Below are 20,092 nucleotides of genomic sequence, written 5' to 3'. Positions count from 1 at the left end.
GCCCTCACCCGGCGCCGTGCGCGGCCGCCAGCCGGGCCCGGGCATCGTCCAGCACCCGGTTCAGGGCGGCGTCCCACGCGACCCGCGGCTGCCAGCCGGTGGTGGCGCGCAACCGGCCGGCATCGCCCGCCGCCATCGGGATCTCGGCCGGGCGCACCCGCTCGGGGGCGATCCGGATCTCGAAGGGCACGCGGGCCCGGGTGCGCAAGTCCTCGAGCACGCTCGCGATCGTCCGCGGTGCGCCGGAACTGATGTTGAACACGCTGCCATCCGCCAGGGATTCCGCCCGGCCGATGAGGTCGGCATAGGCCTGCGCTACGTCGGCCACGTCCAGGAAGTCGCGGTGCGAGGAGAGGTTGCCGACTTCGAGGCGGGGCGGTACCAGCCCGGCCTCGATCCGGGCGATCTGGCCCGCGAAGGAGGCCACCACGAAGCGCTCGTCCTGGCCGGGTCCGATATGGTTGAACGGCCGCAGCACCACGAGCTTCACGCCGATCCGGGGCAGCAGGTCGTGCAGGAGCTGCTCGCCGACCCATTTTGACCGGGCATAGGTGTTGCGCGGCAGCGGCTCGGCCGCCTCGGTGAGGGCGTGGCCGGCCAGGAAGGCGCTGCCGTAGACTTCGCCGGAGCTGACGAAGAAGAACGTGCAGTCCGGCACGGCTTCCACGGCGGCGACGAGGTTCATCAGGCCGTTGACGTTCACCCGCCAGGTCTGCCCGGGCCCGCTGGCGGAATCCGCCACCGAGGCGAGGCCGGCCAGGTGGAGGATCGCGGTCGGCCGGAACCGGTCCACGAAGCCGCCGAGGGCGGCGTCGTCGAGGAGGTCGACGGTCTCGTAGGTCACGCCCTCCGGCAGGCGGGGGGACGGCCCCCGGCCGATCCCCGCGACGCGATCCCCCGCCGCCGCCAGGAGCGGCAGGACGTGGCCGCCGACGAAGCCGGCGGCGCCGGTGACGAGGATGCGCCTCACGCCCGGACCGCCGGTTCGCGGTGCGCGGGCGCCGCTTGCGCGCGGCTCGGGATGGGATGCGCCATCTAGCCCGGCTTCCGGGTGCCCCAGCGCACGCTTCCGCCGCCCCGCCCCGGCGAGCTGCCGGCATCGGCGCCGATCGCCGGGCCGGAGGCGGTCTGGGGCCTGTGCTGCGAGCCGGCCGCCATGGGCTTCGATGCCAGCGTGTCGGGCACTTCGGACAGCAGCTCCTCGTCCCGATCGGTGGCGAACTGACCCGCCTTGCGGTAGGTCCAGAGGTAGCCCGGCACCACCGCCTCGGCGGCGGTCGGGAGGATGCCGAGGCCCTCGAAGGTCCGGCCCTCGGCCTTCGCCGCTTCGGAGACGACGTTGTCGTTCTGGAGCAGGATCACCTGATCGCGGGTGAGCTTGAGCGAGTCCGGCAGCAGGCCGAAGGTCAGGGTGTCGGCGATCTCCAGCATGCGGGCCTGAAGCTTGGCGACCGGCAGGGGCAGATCGACCACGACGCGCTTGCGCTGGATCGTCTTGAGCATGTAGCGCACGAAGTGCTCCAGCGTGCCCACCTCCGGGCCGCCGAGTTCGTAGACCCGGCCCCCCGCGACCGTGCCGTCGACCGCCCGGGCGATCGCCTCGGCGACATCGCCCACGAAGGCCGGCTGGAAGCGCGACTGCCCGCCGGCCAGCGGCAGGACCGGGAGGGCCCGGGCGAGACCGGCGAACCGGTTGAAGAAGCCGTCGCCGGGGCCGAAGATCAGCGACGGCCGGAACACCACCGCGTCCGGGCAGGCGGCGAAGACCTTGGCCTCGCCCTCGGCCTTGGTGCGGGCGTAGAGCGACGGCGAGGCCGGGTCCGCCCCGATCGCCGAGACCTGGATCATCCGGGCCCCCTGCCGGGCTGCCGCCCGGGCGATCGTCTCGGCGCCCTCGACCTGCAGCCGCGCGAAGCTCTGGGACCCGGTTTCCTGCAGAATGCCGACGAGGTTGATCAGCACGTCCGCGCGCTCGGCGGCGCGGGCCACGGACTCGGGGTAGCGCAGGTTGGCCTGGACGGCCACGATCTGGTTGACCTGTCCCAGGGGCTGCAGGAACAGCGCGAGGTCCGGCCGCCGCGCCGCCACGCGGATCCGGTAGCCGCGCTTGGCCAGCGCCCGCACCACGTGCCGACCGAGGAAGCCGGAGCCGCCGTAGATCGTCACGAGCTGGGATTGCGGGCGCAGCAGATTGGGGCCGGCCATGGTGGCGGGGCCGCTGTCCTGGGGCGTGTTCGCCGCCGTATCCGCGGTCGGGCCCGCGGTCGTGTTCTGGTGGCCGGTCATCGCCGTGGTCTCGGGTTCCGCGCGCGCCCCGGGGCGCCGTCAGGGCGCCTACTTAGAGCGGGGCCCGAGGGCGTTGCAATCAGGTGCGGTGCGAAGATCGCGGTTTGCGCCGCTTCCTGACGCCTTAGGGCTCCCGCTTCGGGGTCCCGGTGTGCCGGGGACATGCCCGGCGGAGGCACGGAACGGCTGCCGGTCCCGCGCATTCTTCCGGTCTCGCGCGCCGCGTCGGACGGTGCGGGCGCGGTTCGCCGGAGAATTCGATGATTGTCGGGATGCTCGTTTCAGCGGCGATCGCCGCCTTCGGGCTGCTTGTCGCCCTCGGCTGGATCGGCCATCCGATCGACGCCCAGCTCGTCAGCAATTACGGCTGGAGCATCCTGACGATCGGCGTCGCCCTGTTCGTGCTGTTCGGATTCCGGCGGTTCGACCGGGCGCGCAGGGCCCGCGCGGCGGGTCGCTCCGTCTGAGGCGGTTCAGGCGACCTTGATCCGGCGGCGCACCTCGCGCGCCACGGCGGGGCGGCGGGTCACGGTCCGGGGTGTGCCCACGGTGATGCTCTGCGATTCGCGGGCGATGAAGGCGGTGGGCATCTCGGCCTGGAGATCGGCCTCCATGTCGCGGAGCGCCGTGTCGGAATGGGCCGGATGCAGGTGGATGATGGCCAGCGCCTTCACGCCCGCGACCCGCGCCAGCTCGACGCCCTTCTGCCACGTGGAATGGCCCCAGCCCCGGCAGGTCGGGTACTCGCCGTCGGTGAACATGCCGTCATAGACCATCAGGTCGGCGCCGGCGACGAACCGGGCGAGCTCCGGGTCCGGCCAGGGATCGCTGTGCTCGATGTCGCTGATCAGGCACAGGCGCCGGCCGCCATGCTCGAACCGGTAGCCCACCGAGCCCTGCGGATGGTTCAGCGGGATCGTGTCGACCCGCACCCCGTCCGGGAAGGTCAGGGTCTGCCCCGCCTCGAACCCATGGTGGTGGAAGGTGCAGCACAGCTTGTCGAGGGTAACCGGGAAGAGCGGCGGCGCGAACAGACGGTCGAGGGTCGGCCCGGCCGATTCGCCGCCGAGATTGCCGCAATAGGTGTTGATCACGCGGTCGCAGTCGAGGACCGCGGGCTTGAAGAACGGCAGACCCGCCGTGTGGTCGAGATGCAGGTGGCTGAACAGCAGGTCGACTTCCCGGGGCAGGTCGGTGCGGTGGCCCTGCCCGAGATTGTAGAGGCCCGAGCCCGCGTCCACGATGAAGAGGCGCTGCCCGCAGCGCACCTCCAGGCACGGCGTGTTGCCGCCGAACTCGGCGTATTGCGGGCCGCTGACCGGGGTCGAGCCGCGCACGCCCCAGAACCGGAGGACGAGGTCTTGGTCGGCCGCCGGGAGGGCCGGCTCAAAACGATTGGACATGGCGATCACGAATCTGCGGACGTCAATCCCGATCCGTTACGATCGAAACCCCGTCGCCGTTCCGGGAAGAGTGCTCTGATTACGGCAGGCCGACGGAACGAGAGTACCGTTCGTCCCCTGCCGTACCATGAATTGGTGTGCCGAGAGCCCCCGTGATGTGCGTCTTCGCACACGGACGGGTCGCCGGGCCGGGCGCTTGCATGCCTCAAGGGCCTTCGGCCGAGGCCAGGAGACCGGGCGTCGCGCCGGGCAGATTCGGGGAGCCGGGAACCCGGCCGCCGAGGCCGGCGGCGAGCCAGGAGGGCAGACCGTCGCCGTAGCGGGTCGGCAGGGGGGCGGCCAGCGCCCCGAACGGGTCGGCGGCGCGCTCGTAGACCGGGACGAAGCCGGCCATCCGCCGGGGGGACAGCACGGAATCCGCCGCGGCCCAGGCGGCCCAGACGGATTGAGGCACCGGGCGCGGGGCGCGGTGCGCCGGCACGACCACCACCTCCTGTCCGGCGAAGGCCAGGGCCTCCGGGCGGCTGATGTCGCCGACCGTGCCGCCCCGGGCCGTGTAGGCCGCCCAGAAGGCGTTCTGCCCCCCGTCGGAATAGGTGATGCGCACGGCGGGCTCCCCGGTCTCGGCCAGGGCGGCGATCCGCGCGTCCTCCACGGCCCGCCGGGTCGCCACCGCCGCCTCCACGGCGGGATTCCGGGACGGGGCGAAGGCGTAGCGGCCGGCGGCCACCGAGACCTGGAGCTCCTCGCGGCTCGCCTCGAACCGGTCGGACCCGGCCTTGAGCTCGCGCCAGAACGCGATGTTCGGGTCCAGCCGGTGCCGGGCCATGGCCTCGGCGGTCATCCGGAACGGGTAGGACTGGAACTGGAACGCCGCCTGCCCGCCCTTCAGGGCGTCGCGGGCGATGGCGTAGATCTCGCCGACCGTGCCGTCGGTCATGGCGAAGCAGCCCATCGACGAGCAGATGCCGTGGACCATCACGGCCGAGCCGGTGGACCCGTGGGCCCGGTCGTAGGCGTTGGGATAGCCGACGTCGAAGGACAGGTAGTAGTGCGAGTTCGGGTTCATCTGGCCCCGGGGCACCGTGTAGAACCCCTCCGGGGTCTGCCGGTCGCCGCTCCGGCGCTTGGGCCCGAGCTGCCCGGACCAGCGGCAGATCGGGAAGGTCTTGATGAAGACGTAGCCCGACGGGCCCTTCTTCCAGACCTCGATCTCGGATTCCTTCTTGTAGGCCCGGAACAGGACCGGGGACGCGGCCGTGACACCCTTGTGGGCCATCAGCGCCAGGGTGGCGGCCGGGATCGGCGCCTCGGCCTTCCCGGCCTGCGCGGCGGCCGGGCCGCCATGGGCCACCAGGAGCGCCAGACCGGCGGCGAGCGTTATCGGGAGCGTTCGAGGCATGAACCGTCCGCACTGGATCGGCCGGAATGGCGCCGGACGGACGCGGGCCATCGGCTTGCCGGGCCATTGCGGCGGCGGTGAGGCTGTGGCTCGGACCGCACCGACGGACGGGCGCGGCTGATCCGATTCGGGCCGTCGTCTGGGGCTTGGCGACATGCGCTGCGCGGTCGAAGCCGACGGCGGCCGGCACGGCTCCAGAAACGGGCCATCGCCCGATGTATGACGCGCGGCCCTCATCGTCAGAACGCCACGCGTACGCCGCCGACGATGTTGCGCGGTGCACCCGCGAATACGGAGCCGGTCGCCTGGGCCAGGACGCGCGCTCCGTTCGGCTGTCCGTTCACCGCGCTGATCGTGTCGGCGACGTTCTGGGCGGCGTTCGTATAGACCTGACCCAGCACGTTGCGCGCCTCGACATAGACGCTCACGCGTTTGGCGAAGCCGGCATCCGCCCGACCCGAGAGCGCTCGGTCGTAGTGGACGTTGAGGTTGACGATCCCGAAACCCGGGGCTTTCAGCACGTTGGCGTTGTCGAGCGGGAAACCGCTCTGGGAGACCGCCTCGACGAACGCCCCGAAGCCGTGCAGCAGGCCGGTCGTCCATTCGTGGCCGAGCCGTACCAGCCCCGCATCGACGGGCACGCCCGGGATGTGCCGGCCCACCCGATCGAACGTGGCGGTCCTCGCCCCCGCGCTGAGTTGCTCGGTGTACCGCGTGTAGACTTGGTCGTCGTGGGTATAGGCCAGCGTCGCCCGCCACCCGTCCGGAGACGCCCAGGTCGCGCGGACCTCGACGCCGCGGTGCTCCGAGGCCGGCGCGTTGACGATGAACGGCAGGAGGCCGCCGCCGGGCGATTGCGAGACGAGTTCGTCGCGCAGGAACTCGTAGAAGCCGGTGATCGACAGTTGCAGTCCTGGCAGCGGCATCCAGGTCGCGCCGAGGTCGAGTCCGAGGTTGCGCTGCGGCCTCAGCAGCGTGTTGTTGCCCGGTATTCCGGCGGGCGTGATGAACAGGCTGGTGGCCGCCGGGGTCGCGTAGGCGGTCGCCGCGCGGGCGAGGAACCGCCAGTCCGCGCTGGGCCGGTAGGTCAGCGACAGGTCCTGCGCGGCGTTGAGGAAGGTGCGGTCCACGCCGGCCCCAGCTCCAGCCGTGCCGCCCGGGGTCGTCGTGTAGAAGATGTTGCGCCCCGCGACGCCGGTCGCCTGCGCGCCGAGCCCGGCCGCCACCGACCACCGTTCGGACAGCTGTAGCTCCACCCGAGCCCGTGCGCCGAGGTTGTCCTGGACCGCCCGCTGGTCGCTGGTCAGCGCGCCCAGGCGCGGCCCGCTGTAAGGGGCGCGGGTGTAGATCGCGGCGTGGGACTCGATCCGGTCGTAGGACAGCGCCGCGTAGCCGGTCGCCGGCAGACCGAACAGGTCGGCGCGCCGGGTCACGTCGGTGAGGAGGTTCTGGGACGGGTACGAACCCTGGGGTGAGGCGGTGTAGAACGGCTGGAAGAAGTTGCGCTCATCGAGCACCGCCTGCGCGCTCCAGGTGGTGAATGCATCGAGGTCGTGCTCGTAGCGCAGGCCGAGGACGGTGCGCCTGTCGTCGCGCAGCAGCGCCGCCTCGCTCGCCGTCACGGCCACCGTCGCGCCGTAGGCGCCGTTGGCGAAGTAGGCGTAGGTCGTGCAGCCCGGCGCTGCCGTGGCCGCCGCCGCGCAGCCGCGCTGGTAGGGGTTGATCCTGTACTGCGCCAGCGACGCGCGCGCCGGGACATCGGCGTGCAGCTGGTTGTCGATGGCCTTGATGGTGAATCGGTCGTCCGGGGTCGGCGCGTAGCGCGCGATCAGGTTGACCGTCTGCGTGTCGTAGCTCGCATGATCCTGGTAGCCGTTCGCCCGTGCGTCGCTGAGGAACAGGGCGAGATCGAACGGGCCGCTCGCCCGCCCCGCGGCGGCGTAGGTGTTGAGATACCCGAACGAACCGGCGTCGGCACCGATCTCGTAGCCGTCGATCTCGGCGCCGGTGCGGGTCCGGAACGCGATGGCGCCGCCGGTGGCGTAGTTGCCAAACAGCGCCGATTGCGGCCCGCGCAGGACGGTGACGTCGGCGTAGGCGTGCGGGTCGGTGAGGTCGAAGCGCGAGCCACCGTCGGGCTGAGTCAGCGGGAAGCCGTCCTCGACCACGGCGATGGAGCGGTTCACGCCGGTGGAACGGGCGTTGGCGCCGCGGATCGAGACGATGACGTCGCGGCCGCCCGTCCCCTGGCGCACGGTGACACCGGGGCTGTCGAGCAGGATCGAGCCTATGTCGGCGGCTGGCCGATCGGCGATCGCGTCCCGCCGGGTGATCGTCGTCGCGGCCCCCCCGAACGTGATCCCGACGCCGGGCGCTGTGCCGCCCGGCGGGGTTGGCCCCGCATCGCCGCGCGCGGCCCACGGTTCGGCGTCGGCAGGCGTGGGGGCGCGGTCGAGGACGACGGACAACTCCTCAAGGTCGCGGGGTCGGCCGGTCTGCGCGGCGGCGTGATCGGTGCCGAGGTAGGCGCATGCGCAGAGGGCTAGGAAGGCTGGGCTACGCAAGAGCCGTCATCTTCTTCGGAGCGATAGTCTTGCGGCGATACCCGCCTTGATCTTGTTATCTCGGGGCATGACGCTCGCTCAAGGCGCCGTATCAATGAACTGCCGAGCTTGTCTCTGCAAGGGGACGGCTATTCAAGTCCAGGACAAAGTATCATCGGCACCTCGCTCGATCCGGACGCGGGCGACCGTGTCTCGCCTCCGAAAGCGCGAGGTCCTGATCGCGGCGCGACCGCGTTAGCGCGCCCCCGTCGAAGGACGGCTGCGCCCCGAAATCTCCCGACCGGGGCCGCCTCAACCCGCCGGGGCGAGTTCGGCCTCCGCGGGCACCGTCACCGGTCCCACCACCGCGCTGTTCTCCACCGCGATCACCGCGTCGAACGGCGCGAAACCCTCCGACACGGCGGTCCCGGGCAGGCAGACGATCAGGCCGCGCCCGGCCCGCGCCCGGCGCAGCCCGAGGAGGCGGTCGTGCAGGTCCTCCCTCCGCTCGTCGGGAGCGAGGGCGACGACCAGGATGTCGGGCTCGCGGGCGAGGCAGCGGACCAGCTCGATCGCCATCCGCTCGCGGGCGTTGATCGCCCCGTCCGCCAGCGCGCCGGTGCTCGGCTGGATCTCGACCTTGCTGTCCAGCCCGAGCCCGTAGACGGCGGCTTCGAGCCCCTCCTCGGCGAGCACGCGCCGGACCAGCGCCCGCACCCGCGGCTCGGCATTGGCCTCGCCGAGGCTGATCCGGCCGAACAGCAGGTTCTCCTCCAGGCTGGCGGCCGGGTTGACCCGGCCGGGATCGTGGAACTCCACCGCGCCGGCGAGATGGGCCGGCAGCATCCGCGCGAAGGAGCGCCGCGCCTGGACCAGCCGCGCCTCGAACGCGGCGTCGATCAGGCCGAAGCGGTGGCGGGACTCGCTGTAGCGCAGGGCCAGTCCGATCAGGCGCGTGCGGTCGCGCTGGCCCGCCGGCCCCCGGCGCAGGCTGGCGGCGTCGGCCAGGCGCACGACGAGATCCTCGAAATAGCCCCGCTCCGAGGCCTGGAACAGCGAGTAGGCGTCGAACAGGGGATGGTCGTTGGGCAGGTCGGCGAAGATCTCCACGGTGCTGCTGGCCACCGACAGGCCGATCTCCGTCAGCGGCCGGACCAGCCCCTCGGCCTCCAGCACCGCCCGCAGGTAGGGATGGCGGGCGAAGCGCAGGGGCGAGAAGGCGCCGCCCACCGGCTCGCCGAAGAGGATGTTCTCGCCGATATTCGCCTGATGGTTGTAGCGGTCGGGGTCGAACGGCTCGACCAGGCGCTCGGCCCCCTTGGCGGCCAGGGCCACCCGCATGGTCCGGCGGGCGGCGACGACCGCGGCCGCGAGCCGCGGCTGGGCCGCGGGGTCGAGCCGCCCGGTCAGGCCGCGGGCGTAGACGAAGCCGTCGAGCCCGGTCAGCCGGCTGAGCCCGATGAGCGCGATGTCGTCGGGGGCGCGGGCCGGGTCGGTGCCGTAGAGCAGGTTCTGCCGGAGCGAGCCCGCCATGAGGATCGCCTCGCCGGCCGCGAAGGCGATGCGCCGGGCGCGCTCGGCGGCGTCGAAGCCGCGCAGGTCCGTGCCCGCATAGGTGACGGCGCCGGCCGTCGGCTCGACCTGCCCCGCCAGCACCGCCGCCAGCGCCCGGGCGCCGCTGCCGCGGCTGCCGGTGATCGCCACATGGCCCGGCATGGTGACGGCGACGTCGACGCCGGTCAGCCGCTCGCCCGTGACCGGATCGAAGGCGCCGACGCCCTGGGTCGCCAGGAGCCCCGACCGGGGCAGCGGCACGGGGGCGCCGGTCCGTGCCCGCCGGCCTTCGAGGGCCGCGATGATGCGGGCGAGGTCGCGGAAGCGCGGGCGCACGGCCCGGCGCACCGTCCAGAGGCGCGCGCAGATCGCCGCGAGCCAGCCCGCGAGGCCGAAGGCGCCCGCCGCCGCCAGGAGTGCGGCCGGATCCACCGGCGGCGCCGGCGGCACCCCCGGCGCCGTGCTGCGCCACAGGGCGGTGCCGACCGCGATCGCCGGCAGGATCACCGCCAGGGCGAGGGCCGGCGCCCGGGCATAGGCCAGCCGCGCCTCGGCGCGGGCCACGGTGCCGCGCATCGCGCTCACGCGGGCCGCGATGCGCGTCCGTTCCAGGGCGGCGGCTCCGTGGTTGCGCACGGCCGGCAGGCGCCGGACGAGGTCGTTCAGGTTCTCCTCCGCCCGCGCGCCGGTGCGCAGGCGTAACTCCTGCCGATCCCGCGCCCGTTCCAGCACCAGCCCGTAGGCGAGGCCGACCGCCGCGAGGCCGGCCATTGCCGCCGGGACCAGCCGGGGCGCCGCCAGCGCGGCGAAGCCGAGGGCGAGGATCAGGGCGGCGAGCGTCATCGCCGGCAGGACGATCCCGGCGGCGAGCAGTCGGTCGGCCCGCGCCAGCATGTCGCCGACGAGGCGGGCGAGGCTGCGCGCCTCGTCCCGCGCCCCGGCCGGGGCGTCGAGGATCGCCCGCAGGACGCTGTCCCGGACCGCGTCGGCGGCCCGGTTCTGGGCCTTGAAGCACAGGCGCGCCACCCACCAGCCGAGGGCCGCCAGGATCAGCGCGCAGGCGGCGATGCACAGGAACGCCGCGAATTCGAGCCCGGCGGGACGCAGCGGCAGGCCGGGTGCCAGGACGAGCTCGCCGCCCTGAAGCGGCACGGCGAGGCGCAGGAAGAGCAGCGCCGCCGCCCCGTCGCGGGGCAGCAGTGCCACGAGGTCGCGCAGGCAGAGGAGGGCCAGCGCGCAGAGCGGCACGCCGATCCCGACCGCGAGGGCCGCCGCCGCGGCATGCAGACGCCGCGCGGCACGCCAGGTCAGGACGAGGGGATCGGATTCCATGCGTCTCCGGGCGGGATCGGGGGGCCTTCCGCGGCCAGGGGCATAACGCATCGCGCCGGAGACCGGAACCGGTGCGATCCGCTAGCTTTTTGATCGGCATCGCCTTTTTCCGAAAGCCGGCGGGCCCCTCTCGCGACGATGCCCCAGGGCCCGGCGCAGGGCGCGGGACCTGTCGCTGCCGCACTGCGACATGTCCGCCAGCCTGATCCAAGTTCTGGTTCCGGTCTGGAAGCGCTCTAGGTTATGGACCGCAGCGCACGGCTCCCGATAGGGGCGCCGCCACGGCGCAACGCGGCCGCTTCGGTCGCCCGGTCCGCGCGCGGACCGGACTGCGGCATGGGTCTGGCTGGGATCGGAACGTGGGGCGACGCGTGTGGCCAGGAGCTGAGCCGATCGAACGCGATCGCCCGATCATTCCGTCGTCCCGCGGGCGCGGCTGATGGCGCAGCTGTTCACGCCCGGCGCGGACGCGCTCTACCGCCTCGCCCTGATGACCGGCGTCGCCTGCCTGGTCGGGCTGCCCGTGCTGGCGGCCGGAATCGTGCGCTCGAACTACGTCACCGGCGTCGGCGTGGCGCCGGCCCAGCCGCTGCCCTTCAGCCACAAGCACCATTCGGGCGAGCTCGGCATCGATTGCCGCTACTGCCACACCACCGTCGACAAGGAGGCCACAGCGGGCATCCCGCCGACCCAGACCTGCATGACCTGCCACTCGCAGATCTGGACCGGCTCCGACATGCTCAAGCCCGTGCGCGACAGCTACGCGCAGGACATCCCGCTGGAATGGAAGCGGCTGAACAAGCTGCCGCAATATGTCTACTACAACCACTCCGTCCACGTGACGAAGGGGATCGGCTGCTCCACCTGCCACGGCGACGTGACGGCGATGCAGATGACCTACCGGGCCAACGCCTTCGAGATGCGCTTCTGCCTCGACTGCCACCGGGCGCCGGAGAAGTATGTCCGCCCGCCCGATCAGGTCTGGAACATGACCTGGACGCCGCCGGCCGACCAGGCGACCCTCGGGCCGAAGCTCGCGGCCGAGTACCACATCCGCGGCGGCGCGCGGCTCACCGAATGCGGGATCTGCCACCGATGACCGGCCCTCCCGATTTCCCGGCCCTGCGTGCGAAACTCGCGAGCGGCGACGGCCCGCGCTTCTGGCGCAGCCTCGACGCCGTGGCCGACAGCCCGGAATTCCGAGATTACCTCGCCGCCGAGTTCCCCTCGGCCTCCCAGCTCGCCGCCGCTCCGGAGCGGCGCGGCTTCCTGAAGCTGATGGCGGCCTCCTTCGCGCTCGGCGGGCTCACCGCCTGCGGCGGGGCCGGCGGCCGCGACCACGAGGTGCCCTACGTCAACCAGCCCGAGCGGATCGTGCCGGGCACCGACCTCGCTTACGCCTCCTCGGCGTTGTTCGACGGGTTCGGCAACGGCATCCTGGTCACCACCCGCAACGGCCGGCCCCTGAAGATCGAGGGCAATCCCGACCATCCCTGGAGCCGCGGCGGCACCGACGTCCTGGCCCAGGCCTCCGTGCTCGGCCTCTACGACCCGTTCCGCTCCCAGGCGGTTCAGCATCTCGGCCGGCCGAGTTCCTGGGCGGCGTTCCGTACGGCCCTGCAGGCGCAGATGCCGGCCTGGCGCGGGACCGGCGGCGCGGGCCTCGCCCTGCTCACCGGCCCGGTGACCTCGCCCACGGTGGCGGCGCAGATCGCCCGGCTGCGGGCCGCTTATCCGGCCCTGCGCTGGCATGTCGGCGCGGGTGCCGGGCGCGCGGGGCTCTACGAGGGTGCCCGCCTTGCCTATGGCCGGCCGCTGGAGACGATCCCCGATTTCGACCGGGCGCGCACGATCGTGGCGCTCGACGGCGACTTCCTCGACCTCGGCCCGGGCCAGGTCGGGCTGTCCCGGCGCTGGAGCGCGGCCCGGCGCGCGGCCTACGCGGAGGGCCGGCTGCTGACCCTGCACGCGGCGGCGCCGACGCCGACGCTGACCAGCGCCAAGGCGGATGTCTCCGTTCCCGTCCAGGCTGCCCGGCTCGAAGCCCTCGCCCGGGCGCTGCTGGGGCTTGCCGAGGGCGGCGCGGCACCGTCCGGCGACGATCCGGTGGCCCGCTGGACGCGGGGCGCCGGCAAGGCCCTGACCGAGGCCCGGGGCGCCGGCCTGGTCACGGCCGGGCTCACGGCGAGTCCGGCGCTGCACGATCTGGTCCACCGCCTCAACGGCGCGCTCGGCAACACCGGCACGACCCTGCGGCTCACCGAGCCCGCCGAGGCGCAGGGGGCCGGCACGCTGGCGGACCTCGCCGACGCGATGGCGCGCGGTACCGTCACGGCGCTGATCGTGCTCGGCGCCAACCCGGTCTACGAGGCGCCCGGAGCCCTCGATTTAGCCGCCGGGATGGGGCGCGTGCCGCTCAAGATCCATGCCGGGCTCTACGCCGACGAGACCGCCGCCCATGCCGACTGGCACCTGCCCGTGGCCCATCCCCTCGAATCCTGGGGCGACGTCCGGTCCCTCGACGGGACCGTGGGGCTGATCCAGCCGACCATCGCCCCGTTCTACAACGGCCGCACCCTGCCGCAGATGCTGGCCTTCCTGGCGGACGGCACGGGCGGGGACGGCGCCGAGGACGCCCTCGGCCTGCTCAAGGCGCGCTGGCGGGAGCAGGGCACGGACGAGGCGGCGTTCGAGGCCGGCTTCTCGGAGGCCCTGCGCCAAGGTTTCTGGGCCGACAGCGCGCGGCCGGCCGAGACCGTGGCGCTGACGCAGGTGGCTGCGATTTCCCCCTACGATGTTCACACCCCCCCGGCCGAGGCGACCTCTCCGCCTGAACCCTTTGACGGAACGGATACGCCAGATCTGGCACGCGCCCTCCCTCCCCCGCAGAGGGGGGAGGGAGACACGTGAATCCGGTAGCGCCATCGACCGGCGCCCTGGAGGTCCTGTTCCGCCCCGACCCCACCGTCTGGGACGGTACCCCGGCCGACCTCGCCTGGCTTCAGGAACTGCCGAAGCCGCTTACCAAGGTGGTCTGGGAGAACGTGATCGCCCTCGGGCCGCGGCTGGCCGAGCGTGAGGGGATCGCCACCGGCGACATCGTGCGGCTGGAGGCGGACGGCCGCGCCGTCGAGGGGCCGGCCTGGATCCTGCCGGGACAGGCCGACGACACGCTGACCCTGACCCTCGGCTACGGCCGGGACGTGCCGGATCACCTGTCCCGCGGTCTCGGCTACGACGCGTCACCCCTGCGACCGGCCGATTCGGGCTGGCGGCTCTCCGGCGCGCGGCTGACGAAGACCGGCCGGCGCAGCATGCCGGCGACCACCCAGCACCTCGGCACGATGGAGGGGGAGGACATCGTCCGGGTGCAGGCGCTCGGCGCCCCGCCGGTGGGCGACCCGAGGGGCGCGCCGAGCCCCGCCTCGTTCTACCCACCCCCGGAGAGCCAGGACCGCTGGGTCGCCGCGCAATGGGGCATGGCCATCGACCTCGACGCCTGCACCGGCTGCAACGCCTGCGTCACCGCCTGCCAGGCGGAGAACAACATCCCGGTGGTCGGCCGCGCGGAGGTCGAGAAGGGGCGCTGGATGGGCTGGCTGCGGGTCGACCGCTACTACGCGGGCGATCTCGACGCGCCGACCACGCATTTCCAGCCGGTGCCGTGCATGCATTGCGAGCAGGCGCCCTGCGAACTCGGCTGCCCCGTGGAGGCGACCCTGCACGACAGCGAGGGCCTGAACCTGCAGGTCTACAACCGCTGCGTCGGCACCCGGACCTGCCAGAGCTACTGCCCCTACAAGGTCCGCCGGTTCAACTACCTCGACTATACCGGCGGCATGACCCCGGTGGAGCAGCAGCAGCGCAACCCCGAGGTCACGGTCCGCGCCCGTGGCGTGATGGAGAAGTGCACCTACTGCATCCAGCGGATCACCGCGGCGCGGATCACCTCCGCCAAGGACGCCCACGCCCCGATCCCCGACGGCGCCGTCGAGACCGCCTGCCAGGGCGCCTGCCCGACCCGGGCCATCACCTTCGGCAACGTCGCCGATCCGGGGAGCCAGGTCTCGGCCGCCCGCAGGGATCCCCGGGAATACGCGCTGCTCGGCCACCTGAACACGCGGCCGCGCACCACCTACCTCGCCGGGCTCGCGCCCGCCGCGGATCGCAGCGGTCGGGAGGGCTGAGCATGGCCGGCGCCCTCGTGGACGGTTCCCTGATCCCGCCGGAGGAAACCCTCCAGGGCATCGGCGGCGCCGTGACGGCGATCCCGCTGACGCATCCGGGCAACCGGCGCTGGTGGATCGCCTTCGCGGGGGCGGGGGCGCTGCTGGGCATCTTCGCCGTCACCCTCGCCTACCTGCTCTATGCCGGCCCGGGGATCTGGGGGAACAACAACGCCGTCGTCTGGGCGCTGGACATCGCCAGCTACGATTGGTGGATCGGCGTGGCCTCGGGCAGCCTCCTGGTCTCGGCGATCCTGCTCCTGCTCGGGGCGGAATGGCGCGGGGCGGTGAACCGGGTCGCCGAAACCCTGGCGCTGCTCGCCACTGCGGCTGCCGGGCTCTACCCGATCATCCATCTGGGCCGCCCGTGGTTCTTCTTCTGGAACCTGCCCTACCCCAACACCTACGATCTCTGGCCGCAGTTCCGCTCGCCGCTGCTCTGGGACGCGATCGACATCGTGTCCTTCCTGGTGATCTGCGTGAGCCTGTGGTTCATCGGGCTGCTGCCGGACCTCGCGACCCTGCGCGACCGCGCCTTCGCCGAGGCGATGCGCCAGGCCGACGCCAAGGCGCCGACCCGCGGGCTCGCGCTGCTGCGCGCGCAGGTCTACGGCATCGTCGCCTCCGGCTGGCGCGGCTCGGCGGCCCATTGGCAGATCTGGGTCCAGGCCTACCGGACGGTGGCGCTGCTCGGCGTGCTGCTGGTGGTCTCGGTCCAGACCGGCGCCTCGGTGATGCTGGCGGGCTCGCTGATGCCGGGCTGGCACAGCACGCTGCTGCCGGTGAGCTTCCTGATCAACGCCGTCTATTCCGGCGTCGGCGTCACGGCGATGATCGTGATGCTGATCCGCCTGGTCTACGGCCTCGATACCCTGGTGACCCCGCGCCACCTCGACGTGCTCGGGCGCCTGCTGCTCTGCCTCGGCTGCGCCAGCGCCTATTGCTATGCCGCCGAAGCGTTCGACACGTTTCTCAACGGCGACGCGCAGGGCCGCGCCGTGCTGGTGCGGCGCCTGACCGGCGACCACGCCCTGGTCTCCTGGACGGCGATCCTCAGCCTCGTCCTGCCGGCGCAGGTCCTGTGGTCGGCCCGGGCCCGGACGGCGCCCCTCGTCCTCGCGGCGGTCGGCCTGCTGGTGGCGATCGGCGCCTATGCCGACCACGTCATGGTCCTGGTCGTGACCCTGACGCAGGATTTCCTGCCCTCCTCGCGGCTTCCCTACGGGGTCGATCCCTGGGGCATCGCCACCTTCGCGGGCTCGATCGGCCTGTTCCTGACCCTGCTGCTCCTGTTCCTGCGCTACCTGCCGGCGGTCTCGATCGTCGAGAGCCGGCGCCTCGCCCTGGCGGAGGTCCCGGCCGCGCAGGAGGCCGCGCGCGCGGCCACGTCCCGGACCGCCGCCCGGCCGGAGGAGGATCCGGTGGCGGCCCCCCTGTGGGGCGTGTCGGCCACCTTCGCGAGCCAGGGAGACCTCGCCGCCGCCCTGCAGGCGGTCTCCGGCCTCGGCCCCGACCACGTCCGCCTCGACGGGCACGGCCCGGTGCCGATGCCCCGGACCCTCCGGCCGCTCGGCCTGGAGGGCCGCTCGATCCTGCCCTACGCCCTGGCCGGGGCCCTGCTCGGCGGCGCGGGCTTCTTCGCGATGTGCGTCTACGCCACGGCCTACGATTACGTGTTCCTGATCGGCGGGCGGCCGCGCCTGTCCTGGCCGTCCTTCGTGGTGCCGAGCCTGTCCTTCGCCACGATGGCGGGCTGCGTGGCGATCCACGGCGCGCTCCTGGTGCTCAACCGCCTGCCGCGGCTGAACCACCCGGCCTTCAACATCCCGGGCTTCCTGCGCGCCTCGGACGACCGCTTCTTCCTCACCGCGGAGGCCCGGAGCGACCGGTTCGACGCGGGCAAGATCGAGCGGCGGCTCACCGGCCTTCCGGCCGAGGCCGGGCGCCCCCTCGAGATCCGGCGGATCCCGCGATGAGGCGCGCCCTCCCCCTCGCCTTCCTCGCCCTGGCGCCGCTCTCGGCCTGCGGCGATGCCGACATGGCCGATCAGGCCCGGGCCAAGACCTGGGACCGGAACCCGTTCTTCCCCCGCGCGATCACCATGCGCCAGCCGGTGGCCGGCACCGTGCCGCGGAACGATCCCGCCCGGCCGGCGCCGCAGCCGGAGACCGTCAGCCGCGACCTGCTCGACCGGGGGCGGCAGCGCTACGCGGTGTTCTGCACCCCCTGTCACGGCCAGGACGGGCGCGGCCAGGGCATGATCGTGGCGCGCGGCTTCCCGCAGGCCGGCAATCTCGCCGCCGAGCCGGTCACCCGGGCCTCCGCGGCCGAGCTCTACGACGCGATCTCCAACGGCCGGAGGGCCATGTTCGGCATGGCGCAGATGATCCCCTCCGCCGACCGCTGGGCGATCGTCGCCTATGTCCGCGCGCTCCAGCTCAGCCAGGACGCCCCGGTCACGAGCCTGCCGGAGCCGGATCGGGCCCGGCTGGAGGCGACCCGGTGAGGCGCCCCGCCCTCCTCGGCCTGGCCGGCCTCGCGCTCCTGGCCTGCTGCGGGCTCGCGGGCGGCTGGCGCGGGGCGGCGGCCTCGTACCTCGCCGCCTGGCTGGTGCTCCTCGCCCTGCCGGTCGGCGCCCTGCCGGTGGTCATCGTGGCCGAGCGCTTCGGCCAGCGCGTGCGTGCGCGCGGCGGCGTCGAGATGCTGGCCGGCCTGCGCCGCCTGACGACTTTGATGCCGGTGGCGGCCGTGCTGGCGCTGCCGCTGCTCGCGGCCGCGCCCCTGCTCTATCCGTGGGCCGGCGCCCAGGCGCGCACACCGCTCGCCGCCCTCTGGTTCACGGTGCCGTTCTTCGCCGCGCGGGTGATCGCCTATCTCGCCGCCTGGACCTGGCTGGCGCTGCGCTTCGCCCGGCCCTTCGACGCCCCCGGCGAGGGCCGGACCGTCCCGGCGGTGGGCCTCCATGCGGTGATCGGCACGCTCTTCGTCACCGACGTGATCGCCTCCCTGGACCCGCGGCTCGATTCGACCCTGCTCGGCCTCCTGGTCATGACAGCCTGGAGCGGCCTCGCCTTCGCGGCGGCGATCCTGCTGGCCTGGGAGGAGCCGGAACCGGTGGGCCGCGGTCGGACGGCCCCGGGGCGCGGCCGGCTGGTGCCCCTCGTCGTCCTGCTCGGGCTCTGGGCCTACCTGCACTTCGTGCAGTTCCTGATCGTCTGGTCGGCAAACCTGCCCCCCGAGGTGGCGTGGTACTTCGCCCGCGGCGGTTGGCTCGGGCGGGCCCTGTCGATCGCGGCCGGCGCCGTGGCGGTGCTTGCCGGGCTCGCGACCCTCCGGCCCGGTCGGCCGACCACGCGGATCCTGGCCGGGGCGGCGCTGGCGGTGCACGCCCTCGAGATGTTCTGGCTCGTCACTCCCGCGATCCGCGACCGGTTCGTGCTGCGCCCGAGCGACGGGCTGGCGGCCGGTGCCGTGGCCTGCCTCGCCGCCGCGCTCCGCCCCGCGCTGCGCCTCGGCGCGGCCGCGTCCCCCCGCCGCGCCGGGAGGCCGGCATGAGCGCGGGCGGCCCCTCCGGCCTGATCCCCGCCATCCTGGCGGGTCTGACCCTGCGGGGCAGCTCTGTCCTGAACGGGCGCCCGTCGCGCCCGCCCGCCAACAGCCAGCGGGACCCCGACGACCCGGGGCACGAGGTCCGCGACGTCAATGTCCGCAACACCGCCCTGGTCATGGCCGGCCTCGCGCTCGCGGCCCTGACGGTCATCGGCACGATGATCTGGCTGATGAGCACCTTCGCGGCGGGCCAGCGCCGGGCGCTGCCGACGCTGACGCCCCAGCAGACCGCCCGCCTCGCGCCGCCGCCCCCGAACCTCCAGGCGAACCCCTATGCCGATATCGATCGCCAGCGGGCGGCGACCGAGGCACATCTGGCGGGCTACGGCTACCGCGACGCGGCCCGCACCCGGGCCCGGATCCCGATCGGGCGCGCCATGGATCTGATCGTCGGCCGCCCCCTCGACCCGGCGGAGCCCGTCGCGCGATGACGCCGAGCCACGATTCCCTCCAGCTCTGGCCCGCCGCGGTCTCGGCCGTCGCGAGCGAGACCGACCTGCTCATCCTGGCCTTCACGGTGCTGACGCTGCTGCTGACCGTGCCGGTCTTCGTGGCGATCACCTATTTCGCCGTGCGCTACCGGGAGGGCTCCGCGGCGGACCGGAGCCCCTCGGGCATCCGCTCCAACCTCATCGAGATTAGCTGGATGCTGATCCCGTTCCTGCTGACGCTGATCTTCTTCGTCTGGGGTGCGAAGCTGTTCGTCCAGTCGCGCAACCCACCCCCCGACGCCCTGGTGGTCGAGGCGGTCGGCCGGCAATGGATGTGGAAGTTCCAGCACCCCACCGGCCAGTCCGAGATCAACGACCTGCACCTGCCGATCGGCCAGCCGATCCGCCTGCACATCATCAGCCAGGACGTGATCCACGCCCTCTACCTGCCGGCCGTGCGGCTGCAGGTCGCCGCTCTGCCCGACCGCTACACCGACCTGTGGTTCAAGGCCGACAAGACCGGCACGTTCCACCTCTACTGCTCGGAATATTGCGGCACCGACCATTCCGTGATGGGCGGCGAGGTCACCTTCATGAACCCCGGCGACTACCAGGACTGGCTGACCCATGCCGGCGCCCAGCAGGGCAAGGTCGCGGCGGGGCGCGCCCTCTACGAGGCCTATGGCTGCGCCGGCTGCCACGAGCCCGGCTCCCCCGTGAAGGCCCCGAGCCTCGCCGGTCTCTACGGATCCGAGGTCAAGCTCGCGGACGGCCGCACCGTCACGGCCGACGCGACGTGGTTGCGCGAAAAAATCCTGAACCCGAACGGCGACCGTCTCGCCGGGGGCGGCAAGCAGGTCATGCCGAGCTTCGCCGGCCGGATCCCGGCGGACGAACTCGGGACGCTGATCGATTTTTTGAAAGCGTATCCGACTTCAAAGGCAGCGGACGCGACACGATGATGAACGGCGTCACCCTGGACATCCTGCCGTCCGATCACCGGGCGGGCCGCTCCCCCTCCCCCCTCTGCGGGGGAGGGCAACCCGCGCGAGCGTCCCAACGCTTGGCCTTCCTCCCCTTCTATTGCGGGCGACACGATGAGGGCATCGGGCAGCATCGGCGGCACCGCCCGCCGCGAACCCCCCCCCGCGGACGCGACGATCGGGCGCAAGGCCGACTACCTGCACGCGGAATCGACACTGCGCTCGCGGTTCCTCCCCCCCGACCCCAAGCGAGGTCGCGACGGCGTCGTGCAGGGAAAGAGTGTAGGCTACAGGGTAGATCTGGCAGAGCGCGGAGTCACATA

Annotated in this window: 15 protein-coding genes; 9 read left to right on the top strand and 6 right to left on the bottom strand. The window is 73.0% G+C overall.

The annotated features are described in order from the left end of the window. Positions 1-4: 4 nt before the first annotated feature. Both MKK69_RS20025 and MKK69_RS20020 read right to left on the bottom strand, forming a co-directional pair. A complete protein-coding gene (locus MKK69_RS20025) occupies positions 5-970 on the bottom strand; it encodes an NAD-dependent epimerase/dehydratase family protein (RefSeq protein ID WP_243970726.1) in 966 nt (321 codons plus the stop codon). Between the two features lie 65 nt (positions 971-1,035). Next, positions 1,036-2,205 carry a complex I NDUFA9 subunit family protein gene (locus MKK69_RS20020; RefSeq protein ID WP_243970869.1) on the bottom strand — a complete coding sequence of 390 codons (1,170 nt, stop codon included), beginning with the start codon at positions 2,203-2,205 and terminating at the stop codon, positions 1,036-1,038. Positions 2,206-2,546: 341 nt separating this feature from the next. Here MKK69_RS20020 and MKK69_RS20015 point away from each other — a divergent pair, with 341 nt between their 5' ends. Next, on the top strand, positions 2,547-2,753 hold the full coding sequence (locus tag MKK69_RS20015; protein ID WP_243970724.1) for a hypothetical protein: 207 nt from the start codon (positions 2,547-2,549) through the stop codon (positions 2,751-2,753). Positions 2,754-2,759: 6 nt separating this feature from the next. Here the strand turns inward: MKK69_RS20015 and MKK69_RS20010 are convergent, their stop codons facing one another. The 4 genes from MKK69_RS20010 to MKK69_RS19995 form a co-directional block, all read right to left on the bottom strand. Beyond that, the gene (locus tag MKK69_RS20010; RefSeq protein WP_243970722.1) at positions 2,760-3,689 is read right to left on the bottom strand and encodes an MBL fold metallo-hydrolase; all 930 of its coding nucleotides are present in this window, start codon (positions 3,687-3,689) and stop codon (positions 2,760-2,762) included. Between the two features lie 205 nt (positions 3,690-3,894). Beyond that, entirely contained in the window at positions 3,895-5,091 is a 1,197-nt protein-coding gene (locus MKK69_RS20005; protein ID WP_243970720.1) for a murein L,D-transpeptidase family protein, read from the bottom strand. Positions 5,092-5,330: 239 nt separating this feature from the next. Further along, on the bottom strand, positions 5,331-7,655 hold the full coding sequence (locus tag MKK69_RS20000; RefSeq protein ID WP_243970718.1) for a TonB-dependent receptor family protein: 2,325 nt from the start codon (positions 7,653-7,655) through the stop codon (positions 5,331-5,333). A gap of 291 nt (positions 7,656-7,946) precedes the next feature. Next, positions 7,947-10,520, bottom strand: a complete 2,574-nt coding sequence (locus MKK69_RS19995) for an ABC transporter ATP-binding protein (RefSeq protein WP_243970716.1) — start codon at positions 10,518-10,520, stop codon at positions 7,947-7,949. Positions 10,521-10,959: 439 nt separating this feature from the next. On the opposite strand from MKK69_RS19995, the gene MKK69_RS19990 reads away from it, so the two are divergent. Genes MKK69_RS19990 through coxB form a run of 8 tightly spaced genes read left to right on the top strand, consistent with a single transcriptional unit; the run spans position 10,960 to position 19,748 of the window. Then, positions 10,960-11,619: a cytochrome c3 family protein gene (locus tag MKK69_RS19990; RefSeq protein WP_243970715.1), complete on the top strand. Its 660-nt coding sequence runs from the start codon at positions 10,960-10,962 to the stop codon at positions 11,617-11,619. Continuing rightward, the gene (locus tag MKK69_RS19985; RefSeq protein WP_243970713.1) at positions 11,616-13,430 is read left to right on the top strand and encodes a TAT-variant-translocated molybdopterin oxidoreductase; all 1,815 of its coding nucleotides are present in this window, start codon (positions 11,616-11,618) and stop codon (positions 13,428-13,430) included. The genes MKK69_RS19990 and MKK69_RS19985 overlap by 4 nt, the downstream gene beginning before the upstream one ends. After that, positions 13,427-14,707, top strand: coding sequence for a 4Fe-4S dicluster domain-containing protein (locus MKK69_RS31230; RefSeq protein ID WP_243970711.1), 1,281 nt, complete (start codon positions 13,427-13,429; stop codon positions 14,705-14,707). The genes MKK69_RS19985 and MKK69_RS31230 overlap by 4 nt, the downstream gene beginning before the upstream one ends. A 2-nt stretch (positions 14,708-14,709) precedes the next feature. Next, positions 14,710-16,722, top strand: coding sequence for a quinol:electron acceptor oxidoreductase subunit ActD (locus MKK69_RS19975; RefSeq protein ID WP_243970709.1), 2,013 nt, complete (start codon positions 14,710-14,712; stop codon positions 16,720-16,722). Then, the gene (locus MKK69_RS19970) at positions 16,719-17,252 is read left to right on the top strand and encodes a c-type cytochrome (protein ID WP_243970707.1); all 534 of its coding nucleotides are present in this window, start codon (positions 16,719-16,721) and stop codon (positions 17,250-17,252) included. Before MKK69_RS19975 ends, MKK69_RS19970 begins: the two co-directional genes overlap by 4 nt. Continuing rightward, positions 17,249-18,301 (top strand): hypothetical protein, encoded by a 1,053-nt coding sequence (locus MKK69_RS19965; protein ID WP_243970706.1) that lies wholly within the window; start codon positions 17,249-17,251, stop codon positions 18,299-18,301. Before MKK69_RS19970 ends, MKK69_RS19965 begins: the two co-directional genes overlap by 4 nt. Continuing rightward, positions 18,298-18,786 carry a hypothetical protein gene (locus tag MKK69_RS19960; RefSeq protein WP_243970704.1) on the top strand — a complete coding sequence of 163 codons (489 nt, stop codon included), beginning with the start codon at positions 18,298-18,300 and terminating at the stop codon, positions 18,784-18,786. Before MKK69_RS19965 ends, MKK69_RS19960 begins: the two co-directional genes overlap by 4 nt. Beyond that, on the top strand, positions 18,783-19,748 hold the full coding sequence (gene coxB / locus MKK69_RS19955) for a cytochrome c oxidase subunit II (RefSeq protein ID WP_243970702.1): 966 nt from the start codon (positions 18,783-18,785) through the stop codon (positions 19,746-19,748). The genes MKK69_RS19960 and coxB overlap by 4 nt, the downstream gene beginning before the upstream one ends. The last annotated feature ends 344 nt before the right edge of the window (positions 19,749-20,092 follow it).

Source organism: Methylobacterium sp. J-026, from assembly GCF_022829585.1.
Lineage (GTDB): Bacteria > Pseudomonadota > Alphaproteobacteria > Rhizobiales > Beijerinckiaceae > Methylobacterium.
This window is presented reverse-complemented; position numbering and strand designations above follow the sequence as displayed.